The organism is Peribacillus huizhouensis (assembly GCF_014138605.1).
Lineage (GTDB): Bacteria > Bacillota > Bacilli > Bacillales > DSM-1321 > Peribacillus > Peribacillus huizhouensis.
The window spans coordinates 221,276-237,434 of record NZ_JACJHX010000003.1 but is presented as its reverse complement, the minus strand read 5'-3'; the positions used below and the strand labels follow the sequence as shown (position 1 = coordinate 237,434).

Here is a 16,159-nt window from a genome sequence, read left to right as displayed (position 1 = left end):
CTATGAAGGGATTCCCATTATTCTTCAAAAGTAATGAGAAGTTATGAGAATACGTCATGTCAACGGGGATATTGGAAGTATTAATACCTAGACCTAACACAGCTATAGTAACTAAATCAGGGGATGATTCTAAAGGGGCTATTGGAGGAACCCTTTTTTTACAATTAACGGAGCAATATCGGCCATTCATACATCAGGTGCTACCGGGATCACAATTCTCGTTTATCCAGGAATTTACGACGAAAAGATGGTCATACCTCCAGGGTGTTCGTTATGGGGGTAGTTTATTAACTGTAACGATTCCTCAACAGAATGTAACAACTAATACAACTTTATTAACCATGGGTGAGAATTCAAGAGTAGAGGATGTTAACTTGCTTTTAACTTCAGCAAATCATGTTAATTTAGTTGGCGTGGCTTTTTCCGGAACAATTTCACAAATAGCTAAATTGCGATCCACATCTATAACAGTAGATAACTCCACTGCTTTGACGACAGGTATATCTAATGTTTATGGCGTTCATTACAGGAAATCCTTTAGACAATGTAGATGCTATTAGAGCTTCGGTAATAACAGTAAAATCAGCTGGCTTAGGCACTAAACGAGTATTATTAGTTAATACGAATGCACATCGATTTAATTGTCGGGACTATAATTTTTTATTAACGAGTGCAGGTGGGAGCGATTCATATATCGGTGTTGAAGTGAATCAATCCGGATCACAGATAGTTGTACGTGCATCAACGATTCAAGGAATTACAGCCGATGTTTCTCAAACAGCCGGGACTTTAAGTATCGGTACTTCAAACTTATTCAATTCAAATGCTAATAACTTAGGATTTTCTACTGTTTTACAGCCTTCTACGATTATTTGGAGCGATCCTGGTAGCTTACCAAAAGGAACTATTCGTTTTTATAGGCCGGGATCGGCTGCTGTTACAACCACTGAAATCTTTATTCGACTCAGTCAAAAATGTCTTTTAAAAGCATTAAATATACGGTCTTTAACGGGGCCAGGAGTTTCTAATACAGATACTTGGACCATTCGCAAAAATGGGATTGATACACCACTTTCCGTTTCATTATCTGGTACGCAAACTTCCAACATTAACAATACAACATCTGTATCCTTTCAAGTAGGAGACAGTCTTTCATTAAAAGTAACGACAAGTGCTGGTACAAATGTAACAGATACAGTGATTCAGGTTGATATCTTTTAATTGGGCTATTTTTAATATCAAAAACGGGACATCCATTTTAAGGTTGTCCCGTTTTCGAACTAATTATTATCATAATAAAAGAACAGAGCGAAACTACCACTACTTTTAAGTTTGCAAATATTGATCAAATAATCCAACAAGGATTCCAATGAAAGCAAAAGTAATGATAGAAGTTTCAACATGAAGTCCAAATTCTTCAACGAATCGGACAACGTAATATAGGAAAAAATAATATCCACAAATACTACCTACTACTAGATACATAATCATTTTGACGTAAAATTATTTTTAAAGGCTCTTTTCGTAAAGATTGTTGTTTTTAACAAGAAACCAATTCGAACAGATGTTGATCTTCGTTACAGGTGCGAGACTCCTGCGGGAAAAGCGTGTTGAGGGAGACCCCGCAAGTGCAAAGCACTGAGGAGGCTTCTGAGACCGCCTCTACAACGGAAATCAACCCGGGTTATTAGTGTAAAAATGATTGAAAAGCAACAAAGTATGTGAAAACAGCCTTTTTAAAATATTTTTCCACAAGTATATTGAGTAAGAACAAGGAAAGAAAATAAAAAGGGAATGCAAGAAAACCACCAAAAATAACCACAAACTGGCCCATATCTACATATCCTGAGGTTGTTATCTTACGACCTCAATAAAATCTCTGACGAATATACCTACAGAATAGAAAAAAACAAACCACTCAAATAATGTCTTAAGATCTTATTTAAATACCCCCTATGTTAATATTTCTTTCCTGAGCACATCTCCTCCATATTACTTAAGATTAAATCCCCCTCCAAGATGAATTCTTTTACTTTTCTAAGGAAATTTTAAGGTTCTCCTTCTTTTTCTTTAAACTCTTTTGGGTATGATACAAATATCAACAAAACGAGGCGGTTATCATTAATGAACCTAATGAAAATTTTTATACAGGGTGCATTGATTACAGTTGGTCTAGGAGCTCATACAATGATTGATAACCAACCAGTATCGAAACCAACTAATGCACAAGTACAACCAATAAATGAATTAACTGCAATAATTATTGCCTTAAACACATCAAAAGGTGGCTTAGTAACGGACACACAAACCATTTTTGATCATGGAAATATTAAATACGAGGTTTCAATCATAAAGCAAGAAACAGAATATGATATAGGTATTGCATCATCCGGGAAAATTTTAAAAATTGACCAATGTAGGAAAGTTTGTAACAACCACGATGTTGAGTAAGTAATTTTAAACTTTCATTCCTATTTCAGCTTGTAGCAAAACAGATTGTCGATTAATTTTAATCCATTTAGGGAAAAATAGTATTAATAACTACTATCGGGAGGTATTTTTATGTTTCAAGATTTTAAAGTAAAACCATTATTTGAAGATCAAGTCCATGAACGCCAACAATTTACGCTTAATTTTGCAGGTGATACGTATCAAGGGATTTTCCACGAAGAAGAAATACATTGGTATCATCCTAAACCGAATATGAAGCTTGAAGAAGGTATCGTTCAAGATTTGGAATCTAGGGTGTATGACTTGATAACAAGCCACACTGATCAAGATTTCACCGCAAACCCAATGTTCGAAAACCAAGTTCATGAACGTCATAAGTTCGCCCTTAACTTTGAGGGAATGAATTATCAAGGGATTTTCCACAACGAAGAAATTCAGTGGCTACATCCGCAACCGAAACAACAGCTTGAAAAAGAGGGCCTTAAAGATTTGGAAACCAAAGTGTATGACTTGATGACTAATCATGTGTATCAAGAATTTAAAGTAAAACCTATGTTTGAGGATCAATTTCATAAGCGTCATCAATTTGAACTAAACCATGAAGGCGGCAATTACCAAGGAATTTTTCATAATGAAGAAATTCAGTGGTTCCACCCTCAACCACATAGCAATCTTGAAGAAGACGATATTGAAGAATTGGAATCTAAAGTGTATGACTTAATGATGAACCACGTTGACCAAGAATTTCAAGTAAAACCTTTGATTGAAGATCAGCCATAAATAACATCACAAAAGCGAGTGAAATAGTCATGCATTTCACTCGCTTTTTCATAACCTGAATTATCAGGTGTTACGATTTTTGCCAGTAAATCCGATTTCCCAACAACTTTCTGTATTGGAGAAACACGATTACAAAAAATTAATGAAATTTACCAGTTAATCTAAAACCAATTTCTGCTACCAGAGATGATAATAAAAATGTCCCTGTATATACAACTAGTGAGATAACAACGATACGCCATCCTAATTTTTTAAACTCTTTCAAATCTTTTCCGAAAGATAGACCAGCATACGCCAAAATAGGTGTTGCTAATGCCATAAAATTCACTTGTTCTGTTACTTTAATGATTGATTCATTTCCTGGGAAAATTGGAGTTGTTATCAATAACGCTAACATAGACACCCAAATAACAATTGGTAGCTTAATAGGGATGATTTTAGCTAAAAAGAACCCTAATATCGTAACCGCTACAATGATCATCATACCTGGTAATGCTTCAGTAGGTGAAACATTGTACCCAATCCAATTTCCCATAAGGGCTATTATTCCAATAGTTACAAAAGTTAATATTTTATCTTTCATATAAAATCTCCTCTTTTATGTCCTACGCTCAAATATTTTTCATTTGATCTTGTTTTGCTTTTCTTCCCAAAATTGGTTCAAGTTTTTTGTATAGATAGTTTGTAAAAGGGAGAGAAAAGAATACACAAATATACGTGCCTAAAATTGTTGTAATTAAGTTAGCAGCACCAGCAAAAATTGCGATATCCTTTGCCGATTCCGGGAAAATAACGGCTAATGCACCAGACATAGCAGCCATCATACTACCTGAACCAACACCAGCACCCATGGCTAATGAAATGGGATGAAACCAACCAGTTTGAGCCATCACGCTTGCTAACACCGACAGATATAAAGCTCCAAATAAAGTACCGCATACATATACGCCTAAGGCTCCCCTTCCTTCTGGTGAATCAGAACCGTATTTTTCAGCAATAATGGCCAAGTTAGGTTCTCTATCGATTGAGAAAGTGGCTCCGACTGCTTCTCTTTTCATTCCAAGTAGTAAAGCGATTGGTAGTCCTAATAGGATTGTACCCGCAAAATGGCCTACTTCTTGTAATCCTAAAGAAATTCCCGCTTCAAAAATCTTCGGTAATGATGGTCCCATTAACATGCCTAATTTTGCGACAAATAGCATAAATGAAATACCTAAAATATTAGCGGCTATATTCATTTCTTTTGTTTTTAATATTTTTAAAGACGGTAAACTAATAATGGCTCCAATAATTAATGCATACAACATTGGAAATAAGGCAATGGCTCCAATTCCGATATTTAATGTTTTTACGCCGATAAATTCTGTCACACATACTAATATCAAAACAAATAAATGAATTTTCCAATTTCTTAAAGAATTTTCTTGCATTTTTTTTGCACTCCATTTCTATAAATGTGCTGATTTTAACAAACAGAAAAAAGAGCGGGTCTTCGCAAAAGCTGCTTCACACCGCCGCTTTCCAATCGTCATACAAATTATCAACTCATTGAATTTTTTCAGTCGTATTTAAAGCTAGTCCAACGATTAGCGAGATCCCTCGAATCATTGCCTTTTCGTCTGGTAAAAACACGTCACTATGCAGTTTCATCGGTTCCTCTGGATTTTCACCAACACCTAGAAAAACAAATGTACCAGGTACTTGATCTAAATAGAAGGCAAAATCTTCACTTGCCATACTTGGTTTGCTCATCCACTGCACGGAATTTTCGCCAAATAAATCTGTAGCAATGCAAGCCACATGTTCATTAAATTTAATATCATTCATTGTAACAGGATAGCCTACTGTAAAATTGTAATTGATTTCAACTTCCAATTTCAGAGCAGCAGCTACTCCTTCGATAATTCGTTTTATACTATTTTGTACTTCTTTCCGAGTGTTTTCATTAAGTGTCCGTACCGTTCCTTTAAAACGAGCTTTTTCTGGAATGATATTATAACCATCTCCTGCTTCAATGGTGCCTATTGTAATAACAGCAGAGTCTACTGGATCGGTTTCTCTACTAACAATCGTTTGTAGAGCTGTAACAACATGACAAGCCCCAACAATCGCATCTACTCCTTGATGCGGTGCTGCTCCATGACCTTGTTTTCCAGTTAATACAACATCAAAGGTATCCATACTCGCCATCATCGGGCCGTTTCTAAATCCATATACGCCGGTCGGTAACTCGGGCCAAACATGAAAGGCAAAAGCATGGTCAACAGGTGGATTACTTAATACACCTTCTTCAACCATCATGATTCCTCCGCCTTTCATCTCTTCAGCCGGTTGAAAAATAAATTTGATCGTCCCAGAAACATATTGCTTATTTTCAGATAAGATTTTTGCTGCAGAGAGTAACATTGCCGTATGCATATCATGTCCACAAGCGTGCATGATTCCTGGATTTTTCGACTTATAGCTTACGGTTGTTTTTTCTTGAATCGGTAAAGCATCTATATCTGCTCTTAAAGCAAGCACTGGTCCTTCAAGCTCTCCGCGAAGAATGCCGACAACACCTGTCTCCGCTACTCCTGTTGTTACTTCGATTCCAAGTTCTTGCAAGTAAGTAGCAATCAATTCAGCTGTTTTATACTCTTCAAACCCAAGCTCTGGATGTTCATGGATCTTTCTTCTTAAACTCACCGCTTCTTCATATATTCCAACTGTTTTTTCTACGATTTCAGCTGAAGTTATTGTTTTTGTAATTTTCTGGACATTCATAGCTGTTCATCCCCTAAAAAATTAGATAGCCGTTCTCTGTTATTAAAAATAAAAATTTCATTATTATGGAAAAATAAATAACATCAGATAAAACATGTAATTTAGAAAATTCGAAATTGATATTGATATACTACCATATCAAAAAACAACTGTAAATCTGAAAAATACAATTGTATTTTTATAACATCTCATTAAGATTTAAATCATCTATTAGACTAAAAAACAACTGTAAATCTGAAAAATACAATTGTATTTTTATAACATCTCATTAAGATTTAAATCATCTATTAGACTAAAAAACTAAAGCAACTGCCGATTTCTATGTAAATTCCTCCATACAAACATCTAAACGATTGTTACTATGCGTCAAAAAATACGAAAAAATAATTGATAATCGTTTTCAACGAGGAGGTGGCTTCCAGTATAATCATTTCCTATAAATGACTTCGTGTTTGTCTTGATTTGTAATGACTGCGGTTATATAGATAAATGTGCGATTTATGATGATTTATGTCCATGTTGTGGGGAAAATGAAAGTTTAGAAAAGTATAACTATGTAAAGTGAAACTTCAATCAGTGGGGGCTGACTGCCCGTTAATGCGGGATAAACGTAGAGTAATAGGTACATGTATTTACGTATGTATGCAGCATTTAGTCGAATTCCAATTCATCTAAAAATTTATTGCATATGCCACCACAGTAAACATTCATCGTCTTCTATTCACCTATCCCCCTGCTTAGAATTTTATCTTTAATACGATAAATAACTTCAACGAGGAGCATAAGAATGAAAAAATATATTTTAATTTTTACAAGTATGTCAGGAAATACAGAGGAAATGGCGGAGATTATTTAAAAAGCGATAACAGAAGAAGGTGGCGATATCCTTGTAAAAGATGTGCTTGAAGCCGAATATTACTTGGTGCTTATACTTGGGGAAACGGCGATCTCCCAGATGAGTTTTTAGATTTTTATGACGAAATGGATCAACTAAATTTTGCTGGTAGAAAGGCAGCCGTTTTTGGTTCATGTGATTCATTCTATCCCGAATTTGGGGCAGCTGTTGATACATTGATGAATAAATTACAAGAATGTGGAGCTGATGTAGTACTTGAAGGTTTAAAGGTTGAGCTCGATCCTGTCGGTGAAGATGTTGAACGCTGCAAACTATTTGGAAAAGATTTTCTCAAGAAATGTTAAAGCTTTAGTATTACTTCATTCAAGTATTTTCGGAAAAAGTTTTTCAAATACGTCCAACACGGATTGAAGTGATCACTTTAACTGCCTAAAAGAAACATATCTTTCGTCCGACACAAGAAAAGCTTGATGAAGGAATAAGTTATTTACTGTTAATGAAGCATTTTCTAGAAGATTCAGCTAATTATAGTGAAATCTAACGAAAATGAATGCCCAATTTGTACATTTCAAAACGTTTGTAATAGAGAAACACCAAAATTAAATCCAGCTAAGTATTTATCGTAAAACTTGCCTGTTGATTGGAGCGAAAGCATTTGCTTTCTGCGGTCAATAAGGGGGTCTCCAACGGCGCTGTACGCTAGTTTGAGATCTCCCTTTGACGCTCTTTGGCACAAGAAGTCTCCTATATACGGTCCAATGAACATTGTGCAAAAATGAACACCACCCATAGCATACCCCTTTATAAATGGCCCTGTTAAACTGTTCATCCTCTTGCTTGAATAATCATGATGGGATAGGTCTATCATTTTGGATTGCTCGCATAAATCACTTGGAAAATGTTATATTCCCATTTAATGCTCCGATCAGCTTGTTAAAAAAACTTTCCCTTTTCTAGTCATTGAAGATTCAACAACTGCAATCGCTTCTTTTACGTTTACTAAATCGTAATGGGAATCTGTCATCATTAATTTTAATTTATGATCTTGTATGAATGTAATGATCTGTTGAAAGGCTTCTTGCCAAGCTTCCGTCGATACTCTGCTGTTCCAATGCCGTAAATGAAAGATTTTCGCTTTTACTTTTGCCTGATTTACAATTTCTCCCCAGTTTACTTGAACGCCCGATAAAAGACCGATCGATAAAAAGATCCCATCGGGGTGTACACAATAGGCTAAATCCGTACCAGAGAAACCACCTATAGAATCAATCGCCGCATCAGCACCTAGTCCATTAGTAATCTCCATCATTGCTAAACGTAATGGTGTTTCAGATGTATTGATGACATGACTAGCGCCAAGGTTCAGTAATTCTTTTGTATATGTATTATTTCTCGTTACCGCAATTAATCGAAAGCCAAGTATTTTCGATAATTGGGCAAAGATTCGGCCGATTGACGAACTACAAGCATTTACGACTAAAACATCATTTCGTTGTAATCTCAACTCTTCTGTACAAATGATCCATGCTGTAATTGGATTTATATACATCTGAGAAGCAATGAAATCATCAATCGTATCAGGGATTGGAACGGCAAACTGTGCGGATGTTTTCACAAACTCTTGCCAAGTGCCTTCTCCTCTTAAAGGTAAAACCCGCTTCCCAACAAGATGTTTCGAAACTAAAGAACCCACCTCTTCTACAATTCCCACTCCTTCATAACCAGGAATAGCAGGTAGTGAAATACGCTGGGAATATGCTCCTCTAACCGGAATTAAGTCTGAGGGATTAATAGGCCGTGCTAACATTCGCACAAGCACCTCATCATCTTTAGGCCGGTGAATTTCTTTATGTTCAACTTTTAATACGGCTTCTGGTTGTCCGAATTCACAGAATGTAATACATTTCGCAGCCAACGCAACCACTCTCCTTCTATATCGGTATCCTCACACCGAAATATTACTACACTTTTAACTTTTTACTACCTTCAAAGACACATATTGCAACAAGATTTCTTAGATAACTGTCAATATTTCTGAGGGTTTATGCACCTTATAGTCGGGCTTCTCTCCTTGAATCGCTTCTATTGAATCATACCCCCAACTTACCCAGATCATTTTAATTCCTGCTTTTTTACAAGCAACTAAATCTCGTTTCTCGTCTCCTACATAGATCACTTCAGAAGACTCCAATTGATTCTCTCTTAAAAACTTTTCAATTAGTTTATCTTTTGAAAATAAACTGCCAGAACAAAGCACATTTGTGACACAGTCTATTTGATTACGTTTTAAAAAAAATAATATATTCTCCTTTGAATTAGAAGAGATGATCGCTGTTTTATATCCTTTTTTCTCTAAGCCGGATAACATGTCCTTAATTCCATCAAACAAATTAACATCATTTATTGATTTTCGGTATAATTTATAAAATTGAGGGATGATGATTGGCAGCTTATACATTTGAAAATTTAACAATTTACATCTTTCTTTTATCGAAAGTTTTTTCAAAGTCTCGATGTCATCAAACTTTATTTCTTTAAAGCGATATTTTTCAGCAAGAATATTCCAACTTGAGATGAAAGCCATTTTTGAATCGGCGAGTGTTCCATCAAAATCAAAAATTATATATTTCAACATTTACTTTACTCCTATATCTAAAGATCCTAAGATTTAATAAGAAATTCCTCAGTATAAGTTCCCTCTTAAACTCAGCCTTTCCTTATTTCAAGTGAAAGCAATACTTCCTTCTTATAATATTGCACCCTTAGAACACGATGTTATTGCTTAATCGCTCCCGTTAGAATAACAAGGCTCCCCGCTTTTACTTTATGCATCCTTTTTTATAAAAAGGTTAACATATTAATTAAGTTTTTTGCACCGTAAACTGATTTTAATACCACGCAGTCAAAAGATATTGCGACGGGAACGAGGAAAATCGCAGAAAAAAAAGACTGAGAAGTCATCTTGGCAGACAACTCCTCAGTCTACTAACAAACTATTTGTTATTTCTATTGGCTTTTCCGCCTTTGCGACCCGCTTCTTCTCGACTCATTTTGCGATCGTCAACATTGTCATCGTCCCGTTGGTTAGCTCTTGCTTCTCCGCCTTTTTGCCCGATTTCTTGATAGAATTCTTTATCATGATTTTTCGCAGTAGCTTCTCCACCCTTTTGTCCGATCTCTTGGTAAAAATCTTTGTCGTGATTTTTTGAAGTGGCTTCTCCGCCTTTACGACCAGCTTCTTCTAGACTCATTTTGTTATCGTTGTTAGCCATATTAATCACTCCTATAATAGATTTTTATCTTGCTTACATTACTTAAATATCCTGTTTGAGTAGTCCTTAAACTAAAGACATATATTTGGTAATCATTACCTTTTTGATGATGTGATTTTAAAATTTGAGCTATTTGTTAACTCAATTTGCTCGATATACAAGTAATGCTATTTATTTATGTATTTATGAAGGCCATTGTTTTAGTCATAAAAAAGATTCTCAATTTAATCATTGAGAATCGGTTAATCATATATAGTAGTTTGATAATTTTGGCCAGATAAATTCACTGTATCCATCCTTACTTTTTTAATTTTTTATTTACGTGATTTTTTCTAATTACGTTTTTATTTCTTTTTCTTTCCTTCTTCCATTTCTACTCCATAATTCCAAACTCTCTTATGTTTTTCCCCATAAACCTTCATTGCATCTGTTACTGATTTTATATATTTCTTCATTTATATGGTCCCCTTTCTTATATGATATGATTTAATTATCGTGTATGGGAGCCCTTTTGACAAAGCCACTGAAAACGGAAACATTCACCATGTAAACGGCAACAACATGGATGATAGCGTGCATCATCGCTTATTTTCTCATTATTTCGTTGTTTTTGAATCATTTGTAAATTAAGATTATTGGTATAACAATAATAGGGGGTACAATCCATGGATATTAAAAAAGCAACATTAAATGAGCTTGATTCACTAACAGAACTGTTCGATTTATACAGAGATTTCTATGAACAAGAGTCTAATCTTGAAGGGGCAAGGGAATTTTTAAAAGCTAGATTAATGAATGAAGAATCCGTCATTTTTATAGCCTTTGATGAGAATCATCCGATTGGTTTTGTTCAGTTATATCCATCATTTTCTTCATTAAGTATGAAAAAGTCATGGGTTTTAAACGATTTATATGTGAAAAAAAATGCTCGTAAAAAAGGATTTGGTGAGAAATTATTAAAAAAAGCCATTCGCTTTGCTGGGGAAACAGGTTCAAAAGGAGTTTTACTTGAGACGAATGTAGAAAATATTCCCGCACAAAGTCTCTACGAAAAAATTGGTTTTAAACGAGAAGAAAATTATTTTTATTTTTATTCGGTTATTTAAGTTGTTTACAATACGCCACCATTTACCATGAAGGATTAATCAAGTATCACGCTGCACTCACCTCATCACAATGGTGGCGATGCGGAGCCGGAATTTTGAGGTATTTTCTATAATCTCCTTCATACAAAAGAGGCTAATCTAAAAACAAAGATCAAAACGTTGACACCTATCTTTGAATTAGCCTCTAGTGCTTCTATTTAATTAAAAAGTGTGAGCTAAATCCTTAGCACGAGCGATGCCATTTTCTTTGATTTCTTGTGCTTTTTCAGGCATAGCATTATGACCTTCAATAAATAATCCTTCAAAAGAAGGAACACCAAAGAAATTCATGATTACACTTAAGAAGCGATGCCCCATTTCTACGTCAGCAGCTGGACCTTCTGAATATACACCGCCACGTGCTTGAATATGAAGGGCCTTCTTATCTGTTAAAAGACCAATTGGACCTTGAGCCGTATATTTAAATGTTTTTCCTGCAACAGCAACAGAGTCAATATACGCTTTCATTACTGGAGGGAATGAGAAGTTCCATAAGGGGGTTACAAATACATATTTATCCCCTGACATGAACTGTTCACTTAGTTCATTAAGACGTCCCACTTTGGCTTTTTCTTCTGCTGAGAGCTCTTCAAATCCTTTGCCAGATTGGAGTTTCCCCCATCCACTGAAAACATCTGTATCTAAATGAGGGATATGCTCTTGATATAAATCAAGATGAACGATTTCATCATTTGGATGTACTTCCTTGTATGTTTCAATGAATGCTTTTCCTGCTGCCATACTGACAGATTGTGTATCATCATTAGGATGAGCTGTGATGTATAATAATTTTGCCATGTTGCCTCCACCTTCTGCTTTTTAGATTCTTATTGTATAGTTTAAGTAAAAATTTATATGGAACAAAGTTTGTATTTATTTAATTTTCGTTATTTACTCACATCAAAGAAATATGGGTTACCACCAATATTTAGACGCATCTCATCGGTTATTTGGTATAATTCATTTGAATAAGCTTCATCGTTTTCAGCATAATCAAAAGAAACACTACCATCATAATGATTAGGTTTTTGCTCCATATTTACACCTCCAATCATTTTTAGTATCTATCTCTTCCTATAATCCATTCATCGATTGGTAGCTTTCACTGACCGTTTTTCAACAAATAACCAATTTAAAAAAATTTTGTAATTACCTAGCACGATCTAACCACTTTTTTTCATGATAATTGCTTTATTTTCTACTATATGTTCGAATTGTTTTTTATAGCGATGTATAATAAGACAATGCAGAAAAATAGATTCTAGTTAAGGAGTGTCATACAATGATGGAATGGACGTTAGCCCTTTTATTTGGGGCAGCAGTTCTTCTACTTATTTTGTCGGTTATTAAATCGAAGCAGTCGTCAAAAGGAGTAGAAGAACAAATAGATCAATTTACGATTTCTTTTTTGAAAGAATTAAACCAGTTACAGCAGAAAGTTCAAAACGTCGAGATAGATACTGAAATAATTGCTCAAAAAACAGGAGCTTCTAAACAACGACTTTTGTTACGTGAAGTAATCGACTTACATAGACGCGGGTATTCATTAGAAAGTATTTCTGAAAAATTCCAGCTGACTGAGACTGAGATTAAAAATTTACTTGCTCCTTACATAAAATCAAAGGATGAGAGGAGCGAAGTTAGCAATGAAAGCACATTTAATGCGTAGCTTTGCCGGCGGACTATTGCTCGCAACCAGTATATGCGGGATCGTGTACCTCTTTGGTTCGAACAATGTACAAACCGCTAAAATACCATCAGAAGACGAGATGATCAGCTCTTTAACCTCTGAAGGCTATATCGTTCAAACAAAGGAAGAGTGGAAAAAGCAATTTGAGGCCCATGAAGCATCTAAAGAGAATACCAAAGAAGAAACAACTGAGACAGTAGCACCGCAGGAAAAAGTCGTGTACCGGACAATTCTGTCAGTATCTAAAGGAATGACTAGCATTGATATTGAAAAGATCCTTAAGTCAACAAAAAGTATTGATCCTGCGATTGATTTCTCCAAAGAAGTAGAAAAGCGCGGCTTATCTAACAAGTTACGTCCAGGTACTTATGAGGTAGATAGTGGAATGACGATCGATGAAATAATGGCGGCTATTTTTAAATAAGGCTCTTTTCGTAAAGATTGTTGTTTTTAGCAAGAAACCAATTCGAACAAATGTTGATTGTAGTGGAAGGTGCGAGACTCCTGCGGGAAAAGCGTGTTGAGGGAGACCCCGCAAGTGCAAAGCACTGAGGAGGCTTCTGAGACCGCCTCTACAACGGAAATCAACCCGGGTTATTAATGTAAAAATGATTGAAAGCAACAAAGTATGTGAAAACAGCCTTAAATAAACATAAACTTTAATAGAGAGAATTTAAGAGTTATAGTTTAGTTATACATGTATTTACCTTTGGAAAGCTCTGTTGTGAGATCACACAACAGGGCTTTTTACTATGAATTTCTTCAGCGCTTTTTGTGACTCCAACAATTGAGCTACACGATCATTAGTGAAAATTATAGTACTAATCAATTTGATTCTTTCGCTAGCCAATTCTTGAACAGATGTATTTTACACGCAAAGTAAACTAAGTTTTAATGGTATATGAGTGATAGCAATGAATGATTAAGTTCCTTTTTTGAACATAGGGATAGCGCCAGGTTTTACATTTATCTTAATTCTGACACCACTCTACTTCGTTCTTAAATTAATAATAGAGTTTGACCTAATGCTCTTTTATTAACACTCACAACTAGGGTTAGCCACTTATATAATAAATGTATCTTCTTTCTATCTGGTTGATTTATAAAAGCTAATATATGAGGTGGAAACGCATAATAGAATCTTATGTATAGTGACACTAAAAACATCATAAAACTTTTAAAAGTGGGATAGATAAAAATAGCGGAAATGATAAACAGCATGTAACCTGGGGAATCTTACAAGACAACATGAAAATAGTACAGGGATGTTGAGCTTTTCCTTTATCAAAACCGATTTTCCTTTCGATACCAGGCGATTGCCATTCGTTCAAGTTCTAAAACTAACTGTTCTTTTCCGCTTATATATGAGTGTATCTCGTAGGGGAAAAGACGGGACAATTCTTCTTTTAAGGTCCCATACCTTTTTACAGCGTCAGGATGCTCTCTTAAGTAATCTCTAAATGCAAGATGACGTTCAATAGCAGGGTTGTCTATCTCGTAAATATGAACATGATGGGTGCGCTTATCTCCTCCTTTTTGGAAATATCGCCGTCCTTTTAGTCCATTTTCACCTTTTGGTTCATAACCGATTGGGATCATGTTTGTATTATAGTTATCAATACGATGAATGTTTTTCACTACAATCATAATATCAATAATCGGCTTTGCAGAAAGACCTTTTACTGACGTGCTGCCAATGTGATGAATCTCTATAAGTTCAGAACCGAAGATCTTCTGTAATAACTTCTTCATTAAATAACAACACCCACTGGTCGTTATATCGTTTAACTTCGACTTTTCTTATTGTAATCCCTCCTTTTGATTCTCTTGCAATGATTGCAAGACGGATTCCTGCAAAAAATTCGCCCCACACACTCAGAATATCTGCTTTACAACTATATAAGGGTTAAAGCGAATGATCTTCTACTCGTACATTGACCCATGATTTCAAATATTCAATAAATCTTTTCGTGGCTGGAGCAAGGGTTTTAAAAGATGTAGCTGCAATACCAATTGTACGATAATTCTCTCGCTCTAAGTTAAGGATGCGAATATTATTTGGGATTCGATATAAAGCCATTTCAGGTAGAATACTAATCCCCATTCCATGTTGAACCATTGAAAATATTGCTTGATCGTCTGCAAGCTCAAATTTTATTTTGGGGATGACATTGTTCTCTGTTAAAATTCGTCTTAAATCATTATCGCTTCCTTTCTTCGACATGATTAACTTCTCTTCTTGGATACTTTCAAAACTGATCTCATTTTGCTGAGCAAGGGGATGATCTTCAGAAAGGATGCAAAGCATAGGATCTTTTTTTAAAGGAATGACTTCAAACGCATAGGAGGTTGGGATCGAGACAAAACCAAAATCCACAATTCCATTGGATATCCAATACTCAATGTCATCATAATCCCCTTCTAGCAGCTTAATTTCGATAGAAGGATATAACTCACTAAAATTCCCCAATATTTCAGGCAGCCATTGAGCTGAAACGCTCGAAAAAGTACCAATACGTACTACACCTATTTCCAACCCATTAATATTCGCTATTTCTTGAGCCATTTCTTCGTTCCATTTTAAAATCTCACGGATATATCGTAAAACATGTTCTCCGTTACTAGTCAAATTAACACCTGCACGCCCTCTAGTAAGGATAGAAAATCCCCACTCTGATTCCAAACTAGAAATGGCATGACTAACCGCGGATTGTGTTAGACCAAGTGTTTCTCCTGCTTTTGTCAGACTCCCTAACTCTACAACTGTATTAAATATTTCAAACTTTGCAAGCGACAATTTCATCACTTCCTTTACATGAATTTTTTTCATTTAATTATTTAAAAACATTCATTTTTCTTATTTGAATTTTACAATTATACTAAAAAATAATAAAGGGAAACTTCCATCAGTGGATGTTTTTCACTGATGGTTAGTCCCGTTCTACTGTCGCTAAATCTTCAATAAATCGACACTAAAAACCCGATTCAATGAATCACAGCATAGTACGCCGCATCCTGCGGCAACGTCTGTGTGACCCACATCCTGTGGGCCTCAACTAAACCTTTGAAACCACAAAGGTAAGTTTCACTGTATCTCACCAATCGGGGATTTACAGGCTGTTTATACCCACCTATTTATTTCTTGATTCTTTCAAAAAATTTAGGTGGGGGTATTACAGCCTGTTAAACCGGGATCAAT

Annotated in this window: 18 protein-coding genes and 1 pseudogene; 8 read left to right on the top strand and 11 right to left on the bottom strand. The window is 35.3% G+C overall.

Features of this window, described 5'->3' with window-relative positions; all coding sequences use genetic code 11:
* Positions 1–56: 56 nt before the first annotated feature.
* From HNP81_RS23760 to HNP81_RS06775, 4 genes are all read left to right on the top strand, one after another.
* A complete protein-coding gene (locus HNP81_RS23760) occupies positions 57–560 on the top strand; it encodes a hypothetical protein (RefSeq protein WP_246399260.1) in 504 nt (167 codons plus the stop codon).
* Complete coding sequence (locus HNP81_RS23755; RefSeq protein ID WP_246399259.1) at positions 514–1,221, top strand: hypothetical protein; 708 nt, start codon at positions 514–516, stop codon at positions 1,219–1,221. Before HNP81_RS23760 ends, HNP81_RS23755 begins: the two co-directional genes overlap by 47 nt.
* Positions 1,222–2,124: 903 nt before the next feature.
* Positions 2,125–2,451: a PepSY domain-containing protein gene (locus HNP81_RS06780; RefSeq protein ID WP_182502043.1), complete on the top strand. Its 327-nt coding sequence runs from the start codon at positions 2,125–2,127 to the stop codon at positions 2,449–2,451.
* Positions 2,452–2,562: 111 nt separating this feature from the next.
* Positions 2,563–3,231 carry a DUF5342 family protein gene (locus tag HNP81_RS06775; protein ID WP_182502042.1) on the top strand — a complete coding sequence of 223 codons (669 nt, stop codon included), beginning with the start codon at positions 2,563–2,565 and terminating at the stop codon, positions 3,229–3,231.
* Between the two features lie 139 nt (positions 3,232–3,370).
* On the opposite strand, the gene HNP81_RS06770 is transcribed toward HNP81_RS06775, so the two are convergent.
* The 3 genes from HNP81_RS06770 to HNP81_RS06760 form a co-directional block, all read right to left on the bottom strand.
* Entirely contained in the window at positions 3,371–3,814 is a 444-nt protein-coding gene (locus tag HNP81_RS06770; RefSeq protein ID WP_182502041.1) for a hypothetical protein, read from the bottom strand.
* Between the two features lie 28 nt (positions 3,815–3,842).
* On the bottom strand, positions 3,843–4,661 hold the full coding sequence (locus tag HNP81_RS06765; RefSeq protein ID WP_028392422.1) for a DUF3100 domain-containing protein: 819 nt from the start codon (positions 4,659–4,661) through the stop codon (positions 3,843–3,845).
* 115 nt (positions 4,662–4,776) lie between these two features.
* On the bottom strand, positions 4,777–5,997 hold the full coding sequence (locus HNP81_RS06760) for a M20 metallopeptidase family protein (RefSeq protein WP_220478514.1): 1,221 nt from the start codon (positions 5,995–5,997) through the stop codon (positions 4,777–4,779).
* A gap of 862 nt (positions 5,998–6,859) precedes the next feature.
* On the opposite strand from HNP81_RS06760, the pseudogene HNP81_RS06755 reads away from it, so the two are divergent.
* Positions 6,860–7,197: pseudogene (locus tag HNP81_RS06755) on the top strand (flavodoxin domain-containing protein).
* 224 nt (positions 7,198–7,421) lie between these two features.
* Here HNP81_RS06755 and HNP81_RS06750 read toward each other — a convergent pair.
* The 4 genes from HNP81_RS06750 to HNP81_RS06735 form a co-directional block, all read right to left on the bottom strand.
* Entirely contained in the window at positions 7,422–7,643 is a 222-nt protein-coding gene (locus HNP81_RS06750; protein ID WP_182502040.1) for a hypothetical protein, read from the bottom strand.
* 135 nt (positions 7,644–7,778) lie between these two features.
* The gene (locus tag HNP81_RS06745) at positions 7,779–8,768 is read right to left on the bottom strand and encodes a zinc-dependent alcohol dehydrogenase family protein (protein WP_182502039.1); all 990 of its coding nucleotides are present in this window, start codon (positions 8,766–8,768) and stop codon (positions 7,779–7,781) included.
* 99 nt (positions 8,769–8,867) lie between these two features.
* The gene (locus tag HNP81_RS06740) at positions 8,868–9,488 is read right to left on the bottom strand and encodes an HAD-IA family hydrolase (RefSeq protein WP_182502038.1); all 621 of its coding nucleotides are present in this window, start codon (positions 9,486–9,488) and stop codon (positions 8,868–8,870) included.
* A gap of 358 nt (positions 9,489–9,846) precedes the next feature.
* Positions 9,847–10,125: a KGG domain-containing protein gene (locus HNP81_RS06735; protein WP_182502037.1), complete on the bottom strand. Its 279-nt coding sequence runs from the start codon at positions 10,123–10,125 to the stop codon at positions 9,847–9,849.
* Between the two features lie 665 nt (positions 10,126–10,790).
* Here HNP81_RS06735 and HNP81_RS06730 point away from each other — a divergent pair.
* Positions 10,791–11,231: a GNAT family N-acetyltransferase gene (locus tag HNP81_RS06730; protein WP_028392430.1), complete on the top strand. Its 441-nt coding sequence runs from the start codon at positions 10,791–10,793 to the stop codon at positions 11,229–11,231.
* A gap of 201 nt (positions 11,232–11,432) precedes the next feature.
* On the opposite strand, the gene HNP81_RS06725 is transcribed toward HNP81_RS06730, so the two are convergent.
* Together HNP81_RS06725 and HNP81_RS06720 are read right to left on the bottom strand one after the other, a co-directional pair.
* The gene (locus HNP81_RS06725) at positions 11,433–12,068 is read right to left on the bottom strand and encodes an FMN-dependent NADH-azoreductase (RefSeq protein WP_028392431.1); all 636 of its coding nucleotides are present in this window, start codon (positions 12,066–12,068) and stop codon (positions 11,433–11,435) included.
* Positions 12,069–12,157: 89 nt separating this feature from the next.
* Positions 12,158–12,307: a hypothetical protein gene (locus tag HNP81_RS06720; protein ID WP_182502036.1), complete on the bottom strand. Its 150-nt coding sequence runs from the start codon at positions 12,305–12,307 to the stop codon at positions 12,158–12,160.
* Between the two features lie 245 nt (positions 12,308–12,552).
* On the opposite strand from HNP81_RS06720, the gene HNP81_RS06715 reads away from it, so the two are divergent.
* Positions 12,553–12,939: a hypothetical protein gene (locus HNP81_RS06715; protein ID WP_246399257.1), complete on the top strand. Its 387-nt coding sequence runs from the start codon at positions 12,553–12,555 to the stop codon at positions 12,937–12,939.
* The gene (locus HNP81_RS06710; RefSeq protein WP_182502035.1) at positions 12,917–13,384 is read left to right on the top strand and encodes a hypothetical protein; all 468 of its coding nucleotides are present in this window, start codon (positions 12,917–12,919) and stop codon (positions 13,382–13,384) included. Before HNP81_RS06715 ends, HNP81_RS06710 begins: the two co-directional genes overlap by 23 nt.
* 860 nt (positions 13,385–14,244) lie before the next feature.
* Here the strand turns inward: HNP81_RS06710 and HNP81_RS06705 are convergent.
* Both HNP81_RS06705 and HNP81_RS06700 read right to left on the bottom strand, forming a co-directional pair.
* The gene (locus tag HNP81_RS06705; protein ID WP_312859654.1) at positions 14,245–14,712 is read right to left on the bottom strand and encodes a GrpB family protein; all 468 of its coding nucleotides are present in this window, start codon (positions 14,710–14,712) and stop codon (positions 14,245–14,247) included.
* A 154-nt stretch (positions 14,713–14,866) separates the two neighbouring features.
* Positions 14,867–15,757: a LysR family transcriptional regulator gene (locus tag HNP81_RS06700; RefSeq protein WP_182502034.1), complete on the bottom strand. Its 891-nt coding sequence runs from the start codon at positions 15,755–15,757 to the stop codon at positions 14,867–14,869.
* Between the last annotated feature and the right edge of the window lie 402 nt (positions 15,758–16,159).